The organism is Pseudomonas sp. MWU13-3659 (assembly GCF_023757525.1).
GTDB lineage: Bacteria > Pseudomonadota > Gammaproteobacteria > Pseudomonadales > Pseudomonadaceae > Aquipseudomonas > Aquipseudomonas entomophila_E.
In genome coordinates this window covers 408,456-425,600 of the sequence record NZ_JAMSHW010000003.1, presented here as the reverse complement: position 1 = coordinate 425,600, position 17,145 = coordinate 408,456, and the positions used below count along the sequence as shown (strand labels likewise).

Sequence of the window (17,145 nt, the reverse complement as noted above, 5' to 3'; positions counted from 1 at the left end):
TCATGTTTTGTGGTGAGACCTCCTGATAGGGGAAATGTGTTTATGATGCTTCAATTTTTACGATGTCACTAATGGGTCGGTAGGCTTCCAGGGATAGACTTTTATAGTTGTAGCAATCGATAGATTTATATTTTTCATGCGCCGCTCTTATATCTGCATCGTATACCTTGATTTTTTCTTCCAGTGAGTCCCATGTATATATATTTACGCGCTGGCCTATCAGCGCCTTTGCGGATGCAAATACCGCATCCTTGTCGGATTCGGCAGCCTGGCGTGCCGCGGCCACCTTCTCGACTGTTGTACGCACCTCGCGGGCAGCCTGCTTGGCGTTTTCCACTTCAGCGGCTGCCTTGTCCATTTCGTTGTTGGTGATGGCTGTTTCGGCGTTCTTGCGAGCTGTTGTCGCCTGATCGGCTGCTTTTTGTGCTCTTTTGAGAATGCTTTGCGCGATATAGGCTGGCCCCTCCAGTTTAGGGGCAACGGCTTTTGCGGCGTCGGCATCGGCCTGCACGGTTTTTAAATCATCCAGCGCTTGTTGTTCCGCATCTTGTGCCGGCTTGATTAGCGCAGCGGCTTCCTCGGCCTTGCGCTTGGCTTCGGCAGCATCGGCGATGCGCTTGGCTTCGGCTGCATCGGCAATGCGCTTGGCTTCGGCAGCATCGGCAATGCGCTTGGCTTCGGCAGCATCGGCGATGCGCTTGGCTTCGGCTTCATCGGCAATGCGTTTGGCCTCGGCTTCATCGGCGATGGGCTTGACTTCGGCTTCTGCAGCTTTGCGAGCCTGTGCGACAGCCTCTGCAGCTTTCAGCGCTTTTCTGGCAGCCTCGGTTGCCTCCTGAGCTTTCGAGGCGGCGCCAGAGGCGGACGCCTCATTCGGGATGGCAACCGATATGCGCTCAATGGTCTGCATGGCCGTTTGAAGGACTGCAGTAGCCTCGGTAACAACCCCGATCCTGGACCTCCCTTCCGAGGTTTTGAAGGTGTCCGCAGCGCCATCCGTTTCAATGGCCTGACGCGCCCCAAGAATGATTTCGGAGGCCTTTCGCACGGTTTCCAGTGACTTGGCCTTGGCCGCGTCCAGTGCCTGAGTGGCAGCCTTGGCTTCCATTTGCCTGAGTGCGTCAACCTTTATCCTGGCTTTGTCTGCCTCGGTCTTATCCTTGGCTGCCTCGTCTTCGGCTTTCTTAAGGGCTTGGTATGCCGGACTTGTCTCATCATCGAGTTGCGCTTTGGGAGTGCCGGCCCTGATGGTTTGCGCAGTATCAGCGGAGAGTTTGGCTTTGGCTTCGGCCGACTTCAGTGTGTCCAGGGCTTTCTTGAGCGCCTTTCTGATGTCCTTCTTCGCCCCGAGACTGGCCTGGGCTGCGGCCGCCCGGGTGGCATAGTCGGCGTCTTCAGTGGCGACACTCGCCTTGAAGTGTGCCAGGGTCTCCTTCACCTTGGCGCCGAATTCAGGCGTACCGTCGACGGCGGAGTAGCTGATCTGCAGGGTGATGTCCTCCAGCAGCCATTCACCGTTCCGGTACAGCAAGGGGTTGTTCTTCGCGCCCCCGGGGAACGACAACTTCCAACTCGAGAGCAGGCCTGTGCCTTCGAAGGGCTGGTAGCGGGCCTTGTCAGGCACTGAGGGTTGCAGGTCAAAGTTGCGGGCGACCTCTTTCATCGACCAGATCGCAGTGCTTTGGTGAGGCCGCAGGTCGCGCAGCAGGTTGTCTGCGTTGCCTTGGTCAGCAAAATAGAGGTGCCTGGCACCCTCGGCATCGTCCGTGAGCAGTACCTTGTTGCTGTATTGCGTCAACATAGCCGGCATCGGGTCCGAACTGCTGGTGCCGTCGATCTTGAACGACACCGAGACCTTTTCGATTCGGCGCAGGTAGTGTCCGGGGTAGTCCTGGTCGAAGAGCCATGGCCACAGAGTGAACAGCACCTCGTCGCCCTCCAGCTGCGCGTGCAGGTCCTCGTGGGTCCATTTCATACAGGCCAACAGCGACAGGTCCTTGCGGATATCCAGGGGGCGATGGTTGTCGCGGATCGCGGCCACGTCCATTAGCATCAGGTCACGCTCCAGCGCTTCGCCGGCGAGCATGCTGCGCCAGTTGTCGAGCCAGCCGTCGGTCTTGATCCAGGTGCTGCTGAAATCGCCCAGTTCATATTGCAGGCAGGCTTCGGCCATCAGGCACAGGGACAGCGTGGCGTCGTAGGCGCTGGCGTAGATCTCCGACAGGCGCCCGATCAGCCAGAGGTTGGTCGGGCGGTTGGCGAAGACCGAGGTCATGATGTCGTATTCGGCGCGGTGGGCGGCTTGCGTCGCCCGGGCTTCATCAGCGGCAATGCTGGCGGCTTTGATGCGGATGTCATGCTCAAGTAGTTGTTTGTCGAGCATTTGCAGTTCGAACGATGCTTGATCGGCTTCGAATTGCCATTGTTGGGATCGCAGCTCGAATTCCGCTTGCGCGCGAAGTTCGTGTTTGGCTATATCGGCGACTTCACTCAGTAATTTGAAGGTATAGGCGCCCTGCTCTATGGTTTTGCTAGGCTTTTGGCCGCCAAATGCAAGCCCGAAGATAATCGGCAAGGCGGCTTCGACGGTGTTTGCACTTAACGCCATGAATGTCGAAGTATGAAGTGAGATCTGTGAAACGCAGGCCATCGCACGGGAGGCATGTTCAAGATCGGTTATCCCTTCGTCGACCAACCCCTGATAGTAGCTATGGCGGCCTTCTACCATGCGTTTGCTGGCCAGTACGGTATCGCGCTCACGCCTGGCCAGTTCAAGCGCCTGTGCTCGCAGACGGCATGGGAAGTCCATCAGTTTGATGATATTGGCCTTGCTGGCCAGGGACAGTTGCAGTGATGCATCTCTTTCATAAAGTCGCAGTTGTGTCTGGCCGAGTTCGATCAGTTGCAGTACGGCCTCACCGGCGCACTTGCGAGCTTCATCATAGCGGCAGGGCGGGACCGTTCGGGCGATGGAGCCTGCCTTTCCACGATCCTGGTCGGCGCCGCCATACCCCAGTGCAATCCGATCGAGCGTTTCCGGGTCGAGCATGATCGCGGCGGGCTTGCCATCCAGGGTCAGACCATGGCGCAGGTTGAACAGGCGGTTGCGTAGCAGGTTGCGCAGTTCCACCAGCTTGTTGTTGAGCGGTGGGGTGAAGTCTGCCGTGGTGCTCGCGGCCAGCGATTTGGCCTGCGCAGGGGTGGTGGACAGGTTTTCCGGCAGCGCGCCGATCAGGCGCAGGGCCTTGTCGTAGCACAGGGCGGCTTCGACCAGGGTGTCCAGGTTGAGCTGGCGGTACAGGTCGTCACCCTGGCGTTGCCAGTTTTCCACCACGAACAGGTGCAGGGCCTTTTGGTAGCGTTCGGGGGCGGCGTAGGCCAGTTCGTCGGGGTCGCTGGTCTTCTCGTCGGCTTCGAAGGCAGGCGTACCGAGGAGCGGTTGGGTGAGCCAATACAGCGGTGGGTGATTACCTTCAGGTACCCAAGTGCGGTAAGGGTCGAACAGGTGGCGTGTGCTTGAGCGCCAGGCTTCGCCGTATTCACGGTTCTGGCGTTTCAGCCAGGCGACCAGGAAGGGCACGTGGAAGAACAGTTCCCAGAAGTAGAGGCCGTTGGCGCTGTGGAAGTCGACCGTTGAGGGGTAACTTCCGGGCTCCAGGCGTGGCTCGGGCAGGCATTGGGCCTCCCAGGACAGGGCGCGCTGCACCGATTGGGTGGCCAGGGCAACCAGTTGCTTGCCGAACAAGGTGTTGAGGCGCAGGCTGTTGGGCAGTGCTTTCTGGCCGGTAACGCACTTGGCGTTGACCTCTTCCATATCCAGGTACAGTGCTTGCTCGTCATTGCGCCTGAGCTGGACACTGGGAACAGCGTCGTCCGTGGAGTCGACCAGTGAGTATTCGTGGGTCAACGTGCCGAGATCGTCGTTACCGTCTTTTAGCTTTAGTTCGAATTTGTAACGACGGATATCCAGGTTGATGGGGCAGCGGAAAGTGAGCTTGTCGATGCCGTCGGCGATGAGTTCGTCCTCGAAGACCATCTTATGAGCCGGGTCGATATGCAGCAGGATTCTCCTGCAGGCATCAGGATGGAAATGCCGTAGGCGCAGGGCCGCATCCAAATCGATATCCTTTGGCAAGCCGCTTGTTTCTTTGCGTATCTCGTCTGCTTCACGCTTGAAGTAGAGGTCGACCACACCCAGCCTGTTTTGCTCTCTGGCCTTAGTAATGGCTTGGTGTACAGACAGGCGAGTGTCCAGCCCGGTTTCCAAGGGGAGGCCCATCTTCAAGTTGAAATCATTTTTTGTGGTGTAGCGTACCTTGAGGAGTGATTGCTTGAGGCGAGTGACTGATGCCTGGTTGTCTATATTCTGGGAGAAACTTTTTAGTGCTTGAAGCTTGGGGGTGTTAAGTAGTTCGTTGTCGCTGGAGGAAAGTGTCCAGTCTGGCTTGAATGAACCGGTGGGGGTGGCTGTGAGCGTGGCCGAAAACCTTGCGTACCGAGAAGGTAATGGGCTGAGTGTTAGAGTAATAGGGGTGAGGGTTTGGAGTGGTACATTTTTTACTGAAAGATATTTTTCGCTGACTACAGTAAAGGTTATGTTATTGGTTTGTGAGGTGTATATGACGAAGCTGATAGGTTCATGGCTATTCTGGCCAAGATAGTGCCTGCCTGAAGGATTGCTGTCAGTTAAACAGGCTATGTATTTGCTAGTCATGTGAATGGAGATGATTTTATCTGATGTTTTATGTGTCTCTAGCATTAATAAGTGGAACTCGGGGTGGTTAGGGTTTCCTTGGTGGCCGGTGTGCTTGGCGGTAAGGGTGGTAAATATCTGGTCTGGTATTTTTCTAGGTGAGTGGTGTGTTCTTTGGAATGAGTTGATTGCTTTGGTTATATCTTCAGGTTTCGCGGTGGAGCCAAAGGACTCTATTAGCGTGGCTTTTACTGTTCCTACTTCGCCCAAGTCTGTGTGTGAAATGCTAAGCGGTTCAAAGGACTGATAGTTTCTTCGGGTCTTCCAGTTGCCGTCGAGTGTGTAGGTTAGTGTTATGGCTCCGTTGTCTAGCTGGGTAGGTTTGTTGAGTGTAACTTTTCCACTCTTTGTTACTGAGTATTTGGGGTCTATGTCTTCATTGCTGGGTAATGTATTTTCATCGGGTTCTTCAGTAAGGTTAATGCTGGCGCCCACATAGGGGTGCTGTACAGTCCGAGGGTCATGAAAGAATTTTAACCAGTTGGATACCATTTTCTTTTCAATGGGTCGGTAGCCTGTATGCACCTGATCAAGCATTTTTGACTCGAGCAAAAGCAGGTCTTTGGCCACAAGGAAGTAGTCCTGGTTTGGTGCGTGGTATTCAGCTCTCTGTGTGTCATACAGCATCACCATGAACCAGGGGTCATGTTCACGCCCCCCCATCTGATTTACCATCGCCATCAGTCCCGGCTGAAAGTCCTTGGTTTTCAAGAACACGTTGCCGGGTGCAGTCCCGTTGATCGGAGTCGTCCGAACACTCTTTTCTTTGGTCTTCAAGTTCAGGACTTCCACACTCGGTACTACGCTTGGATCGAACTTGCCATCGGGGCCATGGCCGTCCAGTAGCAGCAGCTCATTGGGTGGGCTCCATACGCCGTCGGTCTGCTGGAAGGCAAAGCACACCCGCAGCGGGTAATAGTCGCTTGCCTTGTTGTCGGGGCCGATGGGGATTGAGTTCGCTCCCCATTCTGCCCAGACCGCATAACGACGGCCGGCGATGATCACCGGGCGGATCAACTCGATATGCGTACGCAAGTCTTCAGCCAGGCGTTCGTCTTCGTGCTTCTTGGCTTTTTTGGCCGCTTCTTCCCTGGTCTTCTCCTCTTCTTCTGCTTCCTTGCCTTTGACGTACAGCAGGGGGGCTTCCTTGGGCAGCGGCGTGACTGCCAACTTTCCGGTAATGCCCAGCGTGATTTTCTCCCACTCCCCCCAGGCCAACATGCTCGGCGCGCCATCCTGGTTACGCAGTTTCATGTTCAGCGTGCGCCAGTAGTACTCCACCGGCTCGACATTGGTCTTGCCAATGAAGTGATAGGTGTCGGTCATCGGCGAGGTGCCATCGGCATACACCGATATCGGCTGGATGTTGCTGAGTGTCTCGAAGGTGCTCAGGTAGCTTTCCAAGGCAGTTTGCACGTCTTGGGGCGTGCACTTGCCCTGGGCCAGCAGGCTCTCCAGGTCCTTGAACGCGTTGGTCTTGCGCGTGCGCCGGGTGGGGTCGATGTAGTTTTGCGGCTCGTTGTGCGCGCTCTTGCGCAGCTCCCAGCGCTCGTAGCTGCTGGAGAAGGTCTCCCATTCATCACGCTCCTGCTCAGTGATCATGACGTCGCGGTAGCCGTTTTCCAGGTGCGAATGGATCTGGTGCAGGTAGCGCTGCAGGCTGGCGGTGGCCGACAGCGTGCGGGTGGTGAGCGGTTCGTGGGAAACCTGCAGGTCGATCAGCAGGTAGTCGGCCAGGGTCTGCGGGCTGTTGATCCAGTTGGGCGCGGTACTGCCGGGTACCCAGTGCATGATCATCCATTGCATCAACGCGTCGCGCCAGGCCACGCTCAGTTGGGCGTCCAGCGCTTTGCGCTGCTTGGCCGAGCAGCCGCGGCGCAGGGCGATGGCGGTTTGCTCGAAGGCGGCGTAGTCCTGGGCCTGGGGGAGCTTGCCCAGTTCAAGCAGGGTAGCCAGCGACAGGCGGTGCTTGTCCGCCAGCGCCAGCAGGCGCAGCAGCCGGTCGAGATCGCGCAGTGTCCTGGGGGGCGTGGTGATGTTCAGGGCCGAGAGCCTGGTGCGGGGCAACCCTAGCAGATCCTCCAGGGCGAGCCATGGATCGCCCGTACCCGCAGTAGCGTTTTCACCATTGGCCTGCTTGAAGTACTCCAGCACATCGTCTTCGTGCTTGCCCTCGGCCAGCCTGGCGAGCAGTGCGTTGTAGCGATCTAGCTGGTAGAGGGTGGTGAAATGGAGAACCTGCGTGTCTTGCGCAATGAATCCACCAAAGAAGGCATAGTCATAGGATGTCTCGCAGTGCGACAAGTCCAGGTCGAACCATGCAGGGTGGCAGGCGAAATGCTTGACTGCGGTGGCGCTGAGCTTGAGCAGCTTGATAAGGGCGCTGTAGCGCTGCAACCTTGACCAGGTGCCGAGGTCGCTGGGCAGGAACAGGCTGGCCAGCGGTGCGTTCGTGAGGAGTTGCTGTTGGATGTCCAGCATCCGCTGATAGAGTGCCTGAGGGTCAACGCCCGCCCACATCAGCAGGGGTTTCACCAAGGTATTGGTTTCAAGGTCCAGCGCTTTTGTCAGCGGCTGGCTCAGCGCGGCGTAGCAGGCCGCTTCCCTTTCCTCATCGGTCTTGAGGCGCGGCGGCTGTTTGGCATCGTGGGCTGTTTGGGGGACGGTTGCTACGGTGGAAAGAGGTACCGCTTCGATGACCTCGGGGTGGGTTCCACCTTCCGGCTGGGTATCGTCGTCCTGCTTCTCCGGCTCAGGGCTCAACTGAGGGTTGGGCTTGAACGTGTCCGCCTCGAAGGCACATGCCCAGTTTTTCTGAAACTTCGCTTGCTCGCGATGCAGCAGTGCGAACACCTGCAGGGTGTCCAACTTCTGATGCTGCTGCCATTCCAGGGCGTTGATCAGCCCCGCGATCACGTCGATGATGTCAGGGGTGTCCAGTGCGCTGCTCAGGGTCGGTACGCCTGCCAACTGGTCAAGGTATGCGGGCTGTTCCTGCATGAGCAGTCCCAGCATCATCAAGCCTTCTGCGACCGAGCCGCCGAGCAGGCGCAACAGGGTGACCATCCGGTAGCAGGCCGAGACCACCGCCAGCGAACGCGTCGGCTTTTGCAGCCCCTGGGCTTGGCAGACCCAGCCGAGCATGATGACCAGGACTTCGCGGTTCACCTTCATGCCCAGGGCGAGCTGATCGACGGTCAATGCATCGTCGCCTTGCGAGGCGTTGAGGTCGAAAGGGCTGTCGTCCAGTGTCAGCAAGCGTTCCGCGGGGGCGCCTTCATCGGTGTGCGTGGGGGCGAACAGCTTGTCGTAGAACGACACCTGCTGACCCGTGGCGTAAGGCGAGATCACATCCAGAAAGGCGGCGTACTGCCAGGGTGTGACGCTGTACTTCTGCCGCAGGTGGCTGAACATGCCCAGTGCGCGCAGGGTAGTGCCGGTCAGGTGGTAGTCGCCGGTCTGGCCTTCGGCGCGCAACGCGGCCATGACCAGGGTGTCGGTTTCGGTGGCCGTCAGGTCCAGGGCACGCTGAATGCGCAGGATGCGTTGCAAGCGATCGAGGTGGGCGCTGGTCAGCCCGATGATCGCCACCGTCTTTTTCGCGGGTTTGCTGGCGGAGGCCTTGACGGCTGGCTGCACCGGTGCTGGCGGGGTGACCTGCGTGGTCACCTGGGTTACTTCTTCGGTTGTGCCCGGAGTGGATTCTGAAGGAGCATCCTGGGCCGAGACCGGTGCTGAACCCTGTGCAGCCGCTGGTGCGGGCGTAGCTTCTGGTGGCGCAGCCTGAGTGTCTCTAGCCCGCTCGGTGAGGTACAGCGGCGCGGCCGTATTGTTGATGAACGCTGCGCCAAACACCTGGCTTGAGGGTGCGGCGACCTTGCCGACGGAGGCAAGGACACTGCGTGTCACCGAGGTGTTGCCCTCGCCGATGGCGTTGACGGCCAGCAGCCTGCGCAGTTCGCGGCGGCTCAGCCCCAGGGCCTTGGTCAGTTTTTGCGTGGTGTTGAGCCTGCCCAGAGGATTGCTGTCGCTGATACGGAAATGGCGCTTATAGAATTCGGTCTCCTGGCGTTGGTACCCCTCAAGTTGAGCTTCCTGCTGTCGGTAGTCCTCGAGTTCCGCCTCCCGGAGTCGGCACTTCTCGAGTTCCGCCTCCAGATGAAGGCGTTCCTCAGGTTCGGACACCCGGTGTAGATGCTCCTCGAGTTCGTCCTCCCGAAGTCGGTTCTCCTCGATCAGGTGAGCCACTGACAAAGATGCAAGGTCCGGCATGAGGGGCGTGGGTGGCAGAGGGGGAGCCAGCAACTGCGACTGCAGTTCTGGCGAGAAGCCGCTGCTCAGCACAGTCGCCGCGCGCTGGTCGGCGAGGGGGAGGTTGTCGAAGGCGAAGGCAGGGTAGCTGGCATGGGTACTGCGCAACACGTCCCACAGGTGCAGCTGCTTGTTAGCCAGGGTGGCCTTGATCGACTCCCAGGCGTGATGGAAGGGTACGTTGGCCTGGTACAGGCCGTTGGCGACGGCTTGTTGCAGGCTCTGCTGCTCGGGCAGCGCTTGCATGGCGCGGCTTTCCAGCACGTCCAGGACCATGCGGATCTTGGGCAGGACCTTGCGCGTGTTCTTTTCATCCAGGCTCAGGGCCAGCAGGTCGGGGCGTCGCTGCTGCAGCGTGATTGGCGCGCCGGTATCGGCCCGCTTTTCGAAGCCCAGGATCATTTTCTTGAGATGCACCAGGTAGGCCAGCCGGCCGTTGTTGGCCATCAGTGCGCCAGGGGCGCAGCGAGTCTGGTCGTCCTCGAACAGGCTCATGTAGGTGGCCGCGTCCGGGCGGTTGGCTGGGTTGGTGTTGTCGTTCCGGGTGACAAGGTCGTTCATGGCAAGGGGCCTTTGGCAACGAGGGTGAGTGCCGGCCTGCTGGGGTGCGTGCTGGCGCACCAGAGCGCAGGGAGGGTGGCTTGACGCTACGCCCGAAACGCGAAACGCACACCTGGCAGAATTACCAGGTAGGCGCGCGGGTTCAGCGGTGCTTTGCCCGCGCGTGCTCCCACAGCTGGCGGGCCAGGGCGTAGACGTTGTCGCCGCCCTGGTCGTGGTCGAAGCTGAACGCGGGGGCCAGCGTGGCGATGGCGGCGTGGACTTTCCGGGCATCCAGGTGCTTGAGCTGCGCGCTCAGCGAAGGCTCGCCGATGCCGGCGTTCTGCAGTGCGTGGAGGATGTGCTGCTGGTATTGGGCCAGGGTTTCGAGGTCTGTCATCGGCGTGCCTTTCGCGGTTGCCGGGTGTGCCCATGGTCGGAGCAGGTCGGTGGCGGTGCTACTGGCAGAAATGTCAGGTGAGGGGTGGGCCGGGCGAATGTTCTGGCGTGGGCATGGCCCGGAAGACCAGGTCGACCAGCTCGGCGAAGGTGAGGTAGGTGCGCAGTGGCTGGTGGATCAGGATGCCGAAGGTTTCTTCGATCAGCGCTTGCAGCTCGAACATGTCGAAACTGTCGGCGCCCAGTTCGCCCAGGGAGATGTCCGGGCGGATCTGGTGCAGGCTCTGCTCGAGGAAGTAGCTGATGATCCAGCGCAGGTGGAAGGCGATGTAGAGCCGGGATTGCATGCTGGGGCTGCCGTGGGAGGAGGGATGATCCTCTTTAGCGCGGCTTTGGGGTGGCGGCTACTGGTAGAAATGCCAGGTGCGGGGCTGTGGGATTTGTGCTTTGGGTTGGCTTGCACGCGAGATGGGCGGTACGGGGGATGGCACCGGCTTTGCCGGTGTTCGCCGGCCGGGGGCGTGGTGTGGCTTGTATGGCCTCTGTAGGAGCGGCTTCAGCCGCGAACACCCGCGAAGCGGGTGCCAAGCACCGCGGTGCCAGCAATCGCGGCTAAAGCCGCTCCTACAGAATGCGTCCGCGAGGAGCTCAGTGTTCGCCGGCAAGCCGGCGCCTGCCGGGGCGTGGTGTGGCTTGTGCGGCCTCTGTAGGAGCGGCTTCAGCCGCGAACACCCGCGAAGCGGGTGCCATGCACGGCGGTGCCGGCAATCGCGGCTGAAGCCGCTCCTACAGAACAGATCCTGTCAGCCCTCGTAACCGAGGTTCGGTGCCAGCCAGCGCTCGCTCACGCTCACATCCTGCCCCTTGCGCACGCTGTAGCGCTCGACCTGGTCCTTGTCCACCTTGCCCACGGCGAAGTACTGCGCCTGCGGGTGGGCGAAGTACCAGCCGCTGACCGCCGCCGCCGGGAACATGGCGAAGTGCTCGGTGAGGAACACGCCACTCGGGCCGGTCTCGCCGATGGCCGTGCCATCGAGCAGGCGGAACAGGGTTTCCTTTTCGGTGTGGTCGGGGCAGGCCGGGTAGCCCGGGGCCGGGCGAATGCCGCTGTACTGCTCCTTGATCAACGCCTCGTTGTCCAGGTGCTCGTCCTTGGCATAACCCCAATGCTCCTTGCGCACCTGCTCGTGCAGCCACTCGGCGCAGGCCTCGGCCAGGCGGTCGGCCAGGGCCTTGACCATGATCGAGCTGTAGTCGTCGCCCTTGTCCTGGTAGGCCTTGGCCACGTCCTCGGCGCCAATGCCGGCGGTGGTGATGAAGCCGCCGACGTAGTCGGTCACGCCGCTGTCCTTCGGCGCGACGAAGTCGGCCAGCGACCAGTTGGGCTTGCCGTCGGGCTTGATGGTCTGCTGGCGCAGGTGGTGCAGGGTGGCCAGCGTCTGGCCGTTGTCGCCATAGACTTCGATGTCGTCATGGGCGACCTGGTTGGCCGGCCAGAAGCCGAACACCGCGCGGGCGCTGATCAGTTGCTCGTCGATCAGCTTGTCGAGCATCTCGCGGGCGTCCTTGTACAGCGCCGTGGCGGCCTCGCCGACCACTTCGTCGGTGAGGATGCGCGGGAACTTGCCGGCCAGGTCCCAGGAGATGAAGAACGGGGTCCAGTCGATGTACTCGGCCAGTGTGCGCAGGTCGATATTCTCCAGCACCTTGACGCCGGTGAAGGAAGGGGTTGCGGCCTGGTAGTTGGCCCAGTCGTACTGCGGCTTGGCGGCAATGGCCTGGGCGTAGCTCAGGCGCTCGGTGCGGGCGCTGCGGTTGGCGGTGCGCTCGCGCACTTCCACGTACTCTTCGCGGGTCTTGGCGACGAAGCCGGCTTTGAGTTCCTTCGACAGCAACTGCGTGGCCACGCCCACCGCGCGGGAGGCGTCGGTGACGTAGACCACGGCGTCGTTCGAGTACTTGGGCTCGATCTTCACGGCGGTGTGGGCTTTGGACGTCGTTGCACCACCGATCATCAGCGGCAGGTGGAAGTCCTGGCGCTGCATCTCGCGGGCGACATGGACCATCTCGTCCAGCGAGGGGGTGATCAGGCCGGACAGGCCGATGATGTCGCACTTCTGCTCACGGGCGGTCTGCAGAATCTTCTCGGCCGGCACCATCACGCCCATGTCGACGATGTCGTAGCCGTTGCAACCGAGCACCACGCCGACGATGTTCTTGCCGATGTCGTGCACGTCGCCCTTGACCGTGGCCATGAGGATCTTGCCCTTGGCCTCGGGCTTGTCGCCTTTCTCTTCCTCGATGAACGGGATCAAGTGGGCCACCGCCTGCTTCATTACCCGGGCCGACTTGACCACCTGCGGCAGGAACATCTTGCCGGCGCCGAACAGGTCGCCGACCACGTTCATGCCGCTCATCAGCGGGCCTTCGATGACCTCGATCGGGCGCGCCGACTGCTGGCGGCACTCTTCGGTGTCCTCGACGATGTAGGCGGTGATGCCCTTGACCAGCGCGTGCTCGAGGCGCTTGGCCACCGGCAGCGAGCGCCACTCTTCGTTCTCGACTTCCTTGGTGGCGCCGCCGCCCTTGTAGTCATCGGCAATCGCCAGCAGGGCGTCGGTGCCGTGCGGGGTGCGGTTGAGCACCACGTCCTCGACCTTCTCGCGCAGGGCGGCGGGGATCTCGTCGTAGATCTCCAGCTGGCCGGCGTTGACGATGCCCATGGTCAGGCCGTTCTGGATGGCGTGGTAGAGGAACACCGAGTGGATCGCCTCGCGCACCGGGTTGTTGCCACGGAACGAGAACGACACGTTGGAGACGCCGCCCGAGCTCAGGGCATAGGGCAGGTGGTCGCGGATGTAGGCGCAGGCTTCGATGAAGTCGACGGCGTAGTTGTTGTGCTCTTCGATGCCGGTGGCCACGGCGAAGATGTTCGGGTCGAAGATGATGTCTTCCGGCGGGAAGCCCACTTCGTTGACCAGGATGTCGTAGCTGCGCTGGCAGATTTCTTTCTTGCGCGCGGCGGTGTCGGCCTGGCCGACCTCGTCGAAGGCCATCACCACCACGGCGGCGCCATAGCGCTTGCACAGGCGGGCGTGGTGCTTGAACTGCTCGACGCCTTCCTTCATCGAGATGGAGTTGACGATGCCCTTGCCCTGGATGCACTTCAGGCCCGCCTCGATCACCTCCCACTTGGAGGAGTCGATCATGATCGGCACCCGCGAGATGTCCGGCTCGCCGGCGATCAGGTTGAGGAAGCGGACCATGGCGGCCTGGGAGTCGAGCATCCCTTCGTCCATGTTGATGTCGATCACCTGGGCGCCGGCCTCGACCTGCTGCAGGGCGACTTCCAGGGCTTCGGTGTAGTTCTCTTCGCGGATCAGCCGGGCGAACTTGGCGGAGCCGGTGATGTTGGTGCGCTCGCCGACGTTGACGAACAACGACTGGCGGTCGATGGTGAACGGCTCCAGGCCCGACAGGCGGCAGGCCTTGGGGATGTCCGGGATGGCCCGTGGCTTGTGCTTGGCCACGACCTCGGCGATGGCCTGGATGTGCGGCGGGGTGGTGCCGCAGCAGCCGCCGATGATGTTGAGGAAGCCGCTGGCGGCGAACTCCTCGACCACCGCGGCCATTTCCGCCGGTGTTTCGTCATATTCACCGAAGGCGTTGGGCAGGCCGGCGTTGGGGTGCGCGGAAACGAAGGTGTCGGCCTTGCCGGACAGCTCTTCCAGGTACGGGCGCAGGTCTTTGGCACCGAGGGCGCAGTTCAGGCCGATGGAGATCGGCTTGGCGTGGCGCACCGAGTTCCAGAACGCTTCGGTGGTCTGGCCGGACAGGGTGCGGCCGGAGGCGTCGGTGATGGTGCCGGAGATCATGATCGGCAGTTCGACGTGGTCTTCCTCGAACACCTGCTGCACGGCGAAGATCGCCGCCTTGGCGTTCAAGGTGTCGAAGATGGTCTCGATCAGCAGCAGGTCGGCGCCGCCTTCGATCAGGCCGCGGGTGGCCTCGATGTAGTTGCTCACCAGCTCGTCGAAGGTGACGTTGCGGTAGCCGGGGTCGTTGACGTCGGGGGAAATCGAGCAGGTGCGGCTGGTCGGGCCGAGCACGCCGGCGACGAAGCGCGGCTTGTCCGGGGTTTCCAGGGTCTTGGCGTCCGCCACCTGGCGGGCGACGCGCGCGCCTTCGACGTTGAGCTCGTACACCAGCGCTTCCATGCCGTAGTCGGCTTGCGAAATCTGCGTGGCGTTGAAGGTGTTGGTTTCGAGAATGTCCGCGCCGGCGTCCAGGTAGGCTTTCTCGATCGCGGCGATCACATCGGGGCGGGTGAGCAGCAACAAATCGTTGTTGCCCTTCACGTCGCTTGGCCAATCGGCGAAGCGCGTGCCACGATAGTCGTGTTCCTCGAGGCGGTAACTCTGGATCATAGTACCCATGCCGCCGTCGAGGATCAGGATGCGCTCTTTGAGTGCGTGCTGGAGTGCTTGTAAACGAGCGCTGCGGTCGGACATAGGAACTACCTGGTCGGGCGAATATCAGAAGGTGCCGAATAATAACAAAGCTGCACGGATTTTAGGCGTGCCGCCGTTTTGCATGAATTTCCTTCATGTTGGCGCATGCCCCAGCACCCAGGACCCGGTCAGGCATATCGTGATGGCTTTCAGAAACCAGGACTTTCGGCACATGTTGCTTCGCATACTTGCCAGCGTCTTCGCCCTGCTGATCAGTGGCGCGACGTTCGCGCAGGCCCCCCAATCGAGCCCGGCGATTTCATACACCCGGGACATCCAACCGATCTTCACCGAGAAGTGCGTGGCCTGCCACGCCTGCAACGACGCCGCCTGCCAGCTCAACCTGGGCAGCGCCGAGGGCGCCGAGCGCGGTGCCTCGAAGGTGCCGGTGTACCAGGGCGAGCGCAGCCAGGCGGTGCCCACCACGCGGCTGTTCTACGACGCCCGCGACGAGGCCGGCTGGCGCAAGGCCGGGTTCTATTCGGTGCTGGACAAGCAGGGCAGCCAGGCCGCGCTGATGGCGCGCATGCTCGAGCTCGGCCACAAGACGCCGCTCACGCCCAACGCCAAGCTGCCGGACGAGATCGTGCTGGGGCTCAACCGCACCAACATGTGCCCCATGCCCCACGAGTTCGACGCCTATGCCGGCGCCCACCCGAAGGAGGGCATGCCGCTGGCGGTCACCGGCCTGACCGACCAGGAGTACCAGACGCTGCAGCGCTGGCTGGCGGCCGGCGCGCCGGTGGAGAAGACCCAGTTCGTGCCCAACGCGGCGGAAGCGCGGCAGATCTTCGAGTGGGAAGAGCTGCTCAACCGCCCGGGCTCCACCGAGGCGCTGGTCGCCCGATGGCTGTACGAGCACTTGTTCCTGGCCCACATTTACTTCGTCGGCGGTGAGCAGGGCCACTTCTTCCAGTGGGTGCGTTCGCGCACTCCGAGCGGCCGGCCGGTCGACCTGATCGCCACCCGCCGCCCCAACGATCCGCCGGGCACCGACTTCTATTACCGCCTGGTTCCGGTGCAGGGGGTGATCGTCCACAAGACCCATATCACCTACCCGATGGGCCCGCAGAAGCTCAAGCGGGTCAAGCAGCTGTTCTACAGCGGCGACTGGCATGCCAATGCCTTGCCCGGCTACGGCCCGCGCCACCGCGCCAACCCGTTCGAGACCTTCGAGGCGATCCCGGCGGTGGCCCGCTACCAGTTCATGCTGGACAACGCCGAGTACTTCGTCCGTACCTTCATCCGTGGCCCGGTGTGCCGCGGGCAGATCGCCACCGACGTGATCCGCGACAATTTCTGGGCGCTGTTCCAGGAACCGGCCCACGACCTCTACATCACCGACGCCCAGTACCGGGGCGAGGCCACGCCGCTGCTGGCCATGCCCGGCCAGATCGACGACGTCGGCAGCGTGCTGGGCCTGTGGCATGCCTACCGCGACAAGCGCAACGAATACGAGGCACTGCGCCGCGAAGCCTATGCCGAGCAGCCGGCACCGAGCTGGTCGACGCTGTGGGCGGGCAACGACAACGCGCTGCTCAGCATCTTCCGCCACTTCGACAGCGCCTCGGTAACCAAGGGCCTGATCGGCGACGTGCCGCAGACGATGTGGCTGTTCGACTACCCGCTGTTCGAGCGCACCTACTACCAACTGGCGGTGAACTTCGACGTGTTCGGCAACGTCTCGCACCAGTTGCAGACGCGCCTGTACTTCGACCTGATCCGCAACGGCGCCGAGATCAACTTCCTGCGCCTGATGCCGGCCAGCAAACGCAGCGAAATCCTGGGCGACTGGTACCAGAACAGCGGCAAGGTGAAGATGTGGATGGACTACGAGGACATCGACAGCAGCACCGCGAGCGCGCTGAAACTGGACAAGCACGATCCCAAGCGTGACTTCGGCTTGAAGCTGTTGCAGCGCTCGGGCAGCCTGAACGCCGCGCCGGATCCGATCAACCGCTGCCAGGGCGCGTTCTGCTCGCGGCCGCAGATGAGCGAGGCGTTCCGCGATGTCGAGCAGTCGCTCAGCCGCCTGGTGTCACGCCCGGCGGCGGGGTTGAAGGTGATCGACCAGTTGCCCGAGGCAACGATGCTGCGCATCGAAGGGCAGGGCGGCCAGCGCCAGGTCTACAGCCTGCTGCGCAACCGCGCCCACAGCAACGTGGCGTTCCTGCTGGGCGAGGCGTACCGCTACCAGCCGGGGCTGGACACCCTGACCCTGGTGCCGGGGGTGCTCAGCAGCTACCCGAACTTCATCTTCAACGTGCCGGCCAAGGATGTGCCGGAGTTCGTCGAGGACCTGGAAGCGGCCCGCGACGACACGGCGAAGTTCGAGCGCATCGTCATGCGCTGGGGCGTGCGCCGCAGCCACCCGGAGTTCTGGCGTTACTTCCATGACCTGAACCGCTATATCCAGGAGACCGATCCGGTGGAGGCGGGGGTGCTGGACATGAACCGCTACGAGAACCTCTGATCGGGTGGCCTGACCTTTCCCGGCCTCCTGCGGTCGGAGGGTCAGGTGGGTGTTGTGCAGCCCGTTCGCCGGCAAGCCGGCTCCTACAACCCACGTAGGAGCCGGCTTGCCGGCGAACGATCGCGACGCAAGGCCCGAACTCACCGGCAATCGCAGGG

5 protein-coding genes are annotated in these 17,145 nt (G+C 61.6%); 1 reads left to right on the top strand and 4 read right to left on the bottom strand.

What is annotated here, in order from left to right:
- Positions 1 to 40 precede the first annotated feature (40 nt).
- The 4 genes from NGM28_RS06760 to metH form a co-directional block, all read right to left on the bottom strand.
- On the bottom strand, positions 41 to 9,625 hold the full coding sequence (locus tag NGM28_RS06760) for a Tc toxin subunit A-related protein (protein WP_252089296.1): 9,585 nt from the start codon (positions 9,623 to 9,625) through the stop codon (positions 41 to 43).
- 142 nt (positions 9,626 to 9,767) lie between these two features.
- Positions 9,768 to 10,004 carry a hypothetical protein gene (locus NGM28_RS06755; protein ID WP_252089294.1) on the bottom strand — a complete coding sequence of 79 codons (237 nt, stop codon included), beginning with the start codon at positions 10,002 to 10,004 and terminating at the stop codon, positions 9,768 to 9,770.
- Between the two features lie 73 nt (positions 10,005 to 10,077).
- On the bottom strand, positions 10,078 to 10,350 hold the full coding sequence (locus NGM28_RS06750) for an acyl carrier protein (protein ID WP_252089292.1): 273 nt from the start codon (positions 10,348 to 10,350) through the stop codon (positions 10,078 to 10,080).
- Positions 10,351 to 10,806: 456 nt separating this feature from the next.
- A complete protein-coding gene (metH, locus tag NGM28_RS06745; RefSeq protein WP_252089291.1) occupies positions 10,807 to 14,514 on the bottom strand; it encodes a methionine synthase in 3,708 nt (1,235 codons plus the stop codon).
- 172 nt (positions 14,515 to 14,686) lie between these two features.
- Here metH and NGM28_RS06740 point away from each other — a divergent pair, with 172 nt between their 5' ends.
- Positions 14,687 to 16,987, top strand: coding sequence for a fatty acid cis/trans isomerase (locus tag NGM28_RS06740; RefSeq protein ID WP_252089289.1), 2,301 nt, complete (start codon positions 14,687 to 14,689; stop codon positions 16,985 to 16,987).
- The last annotated feature ends 158 nt before the right edge of the window (positions 16,988 to 17,145 follow it).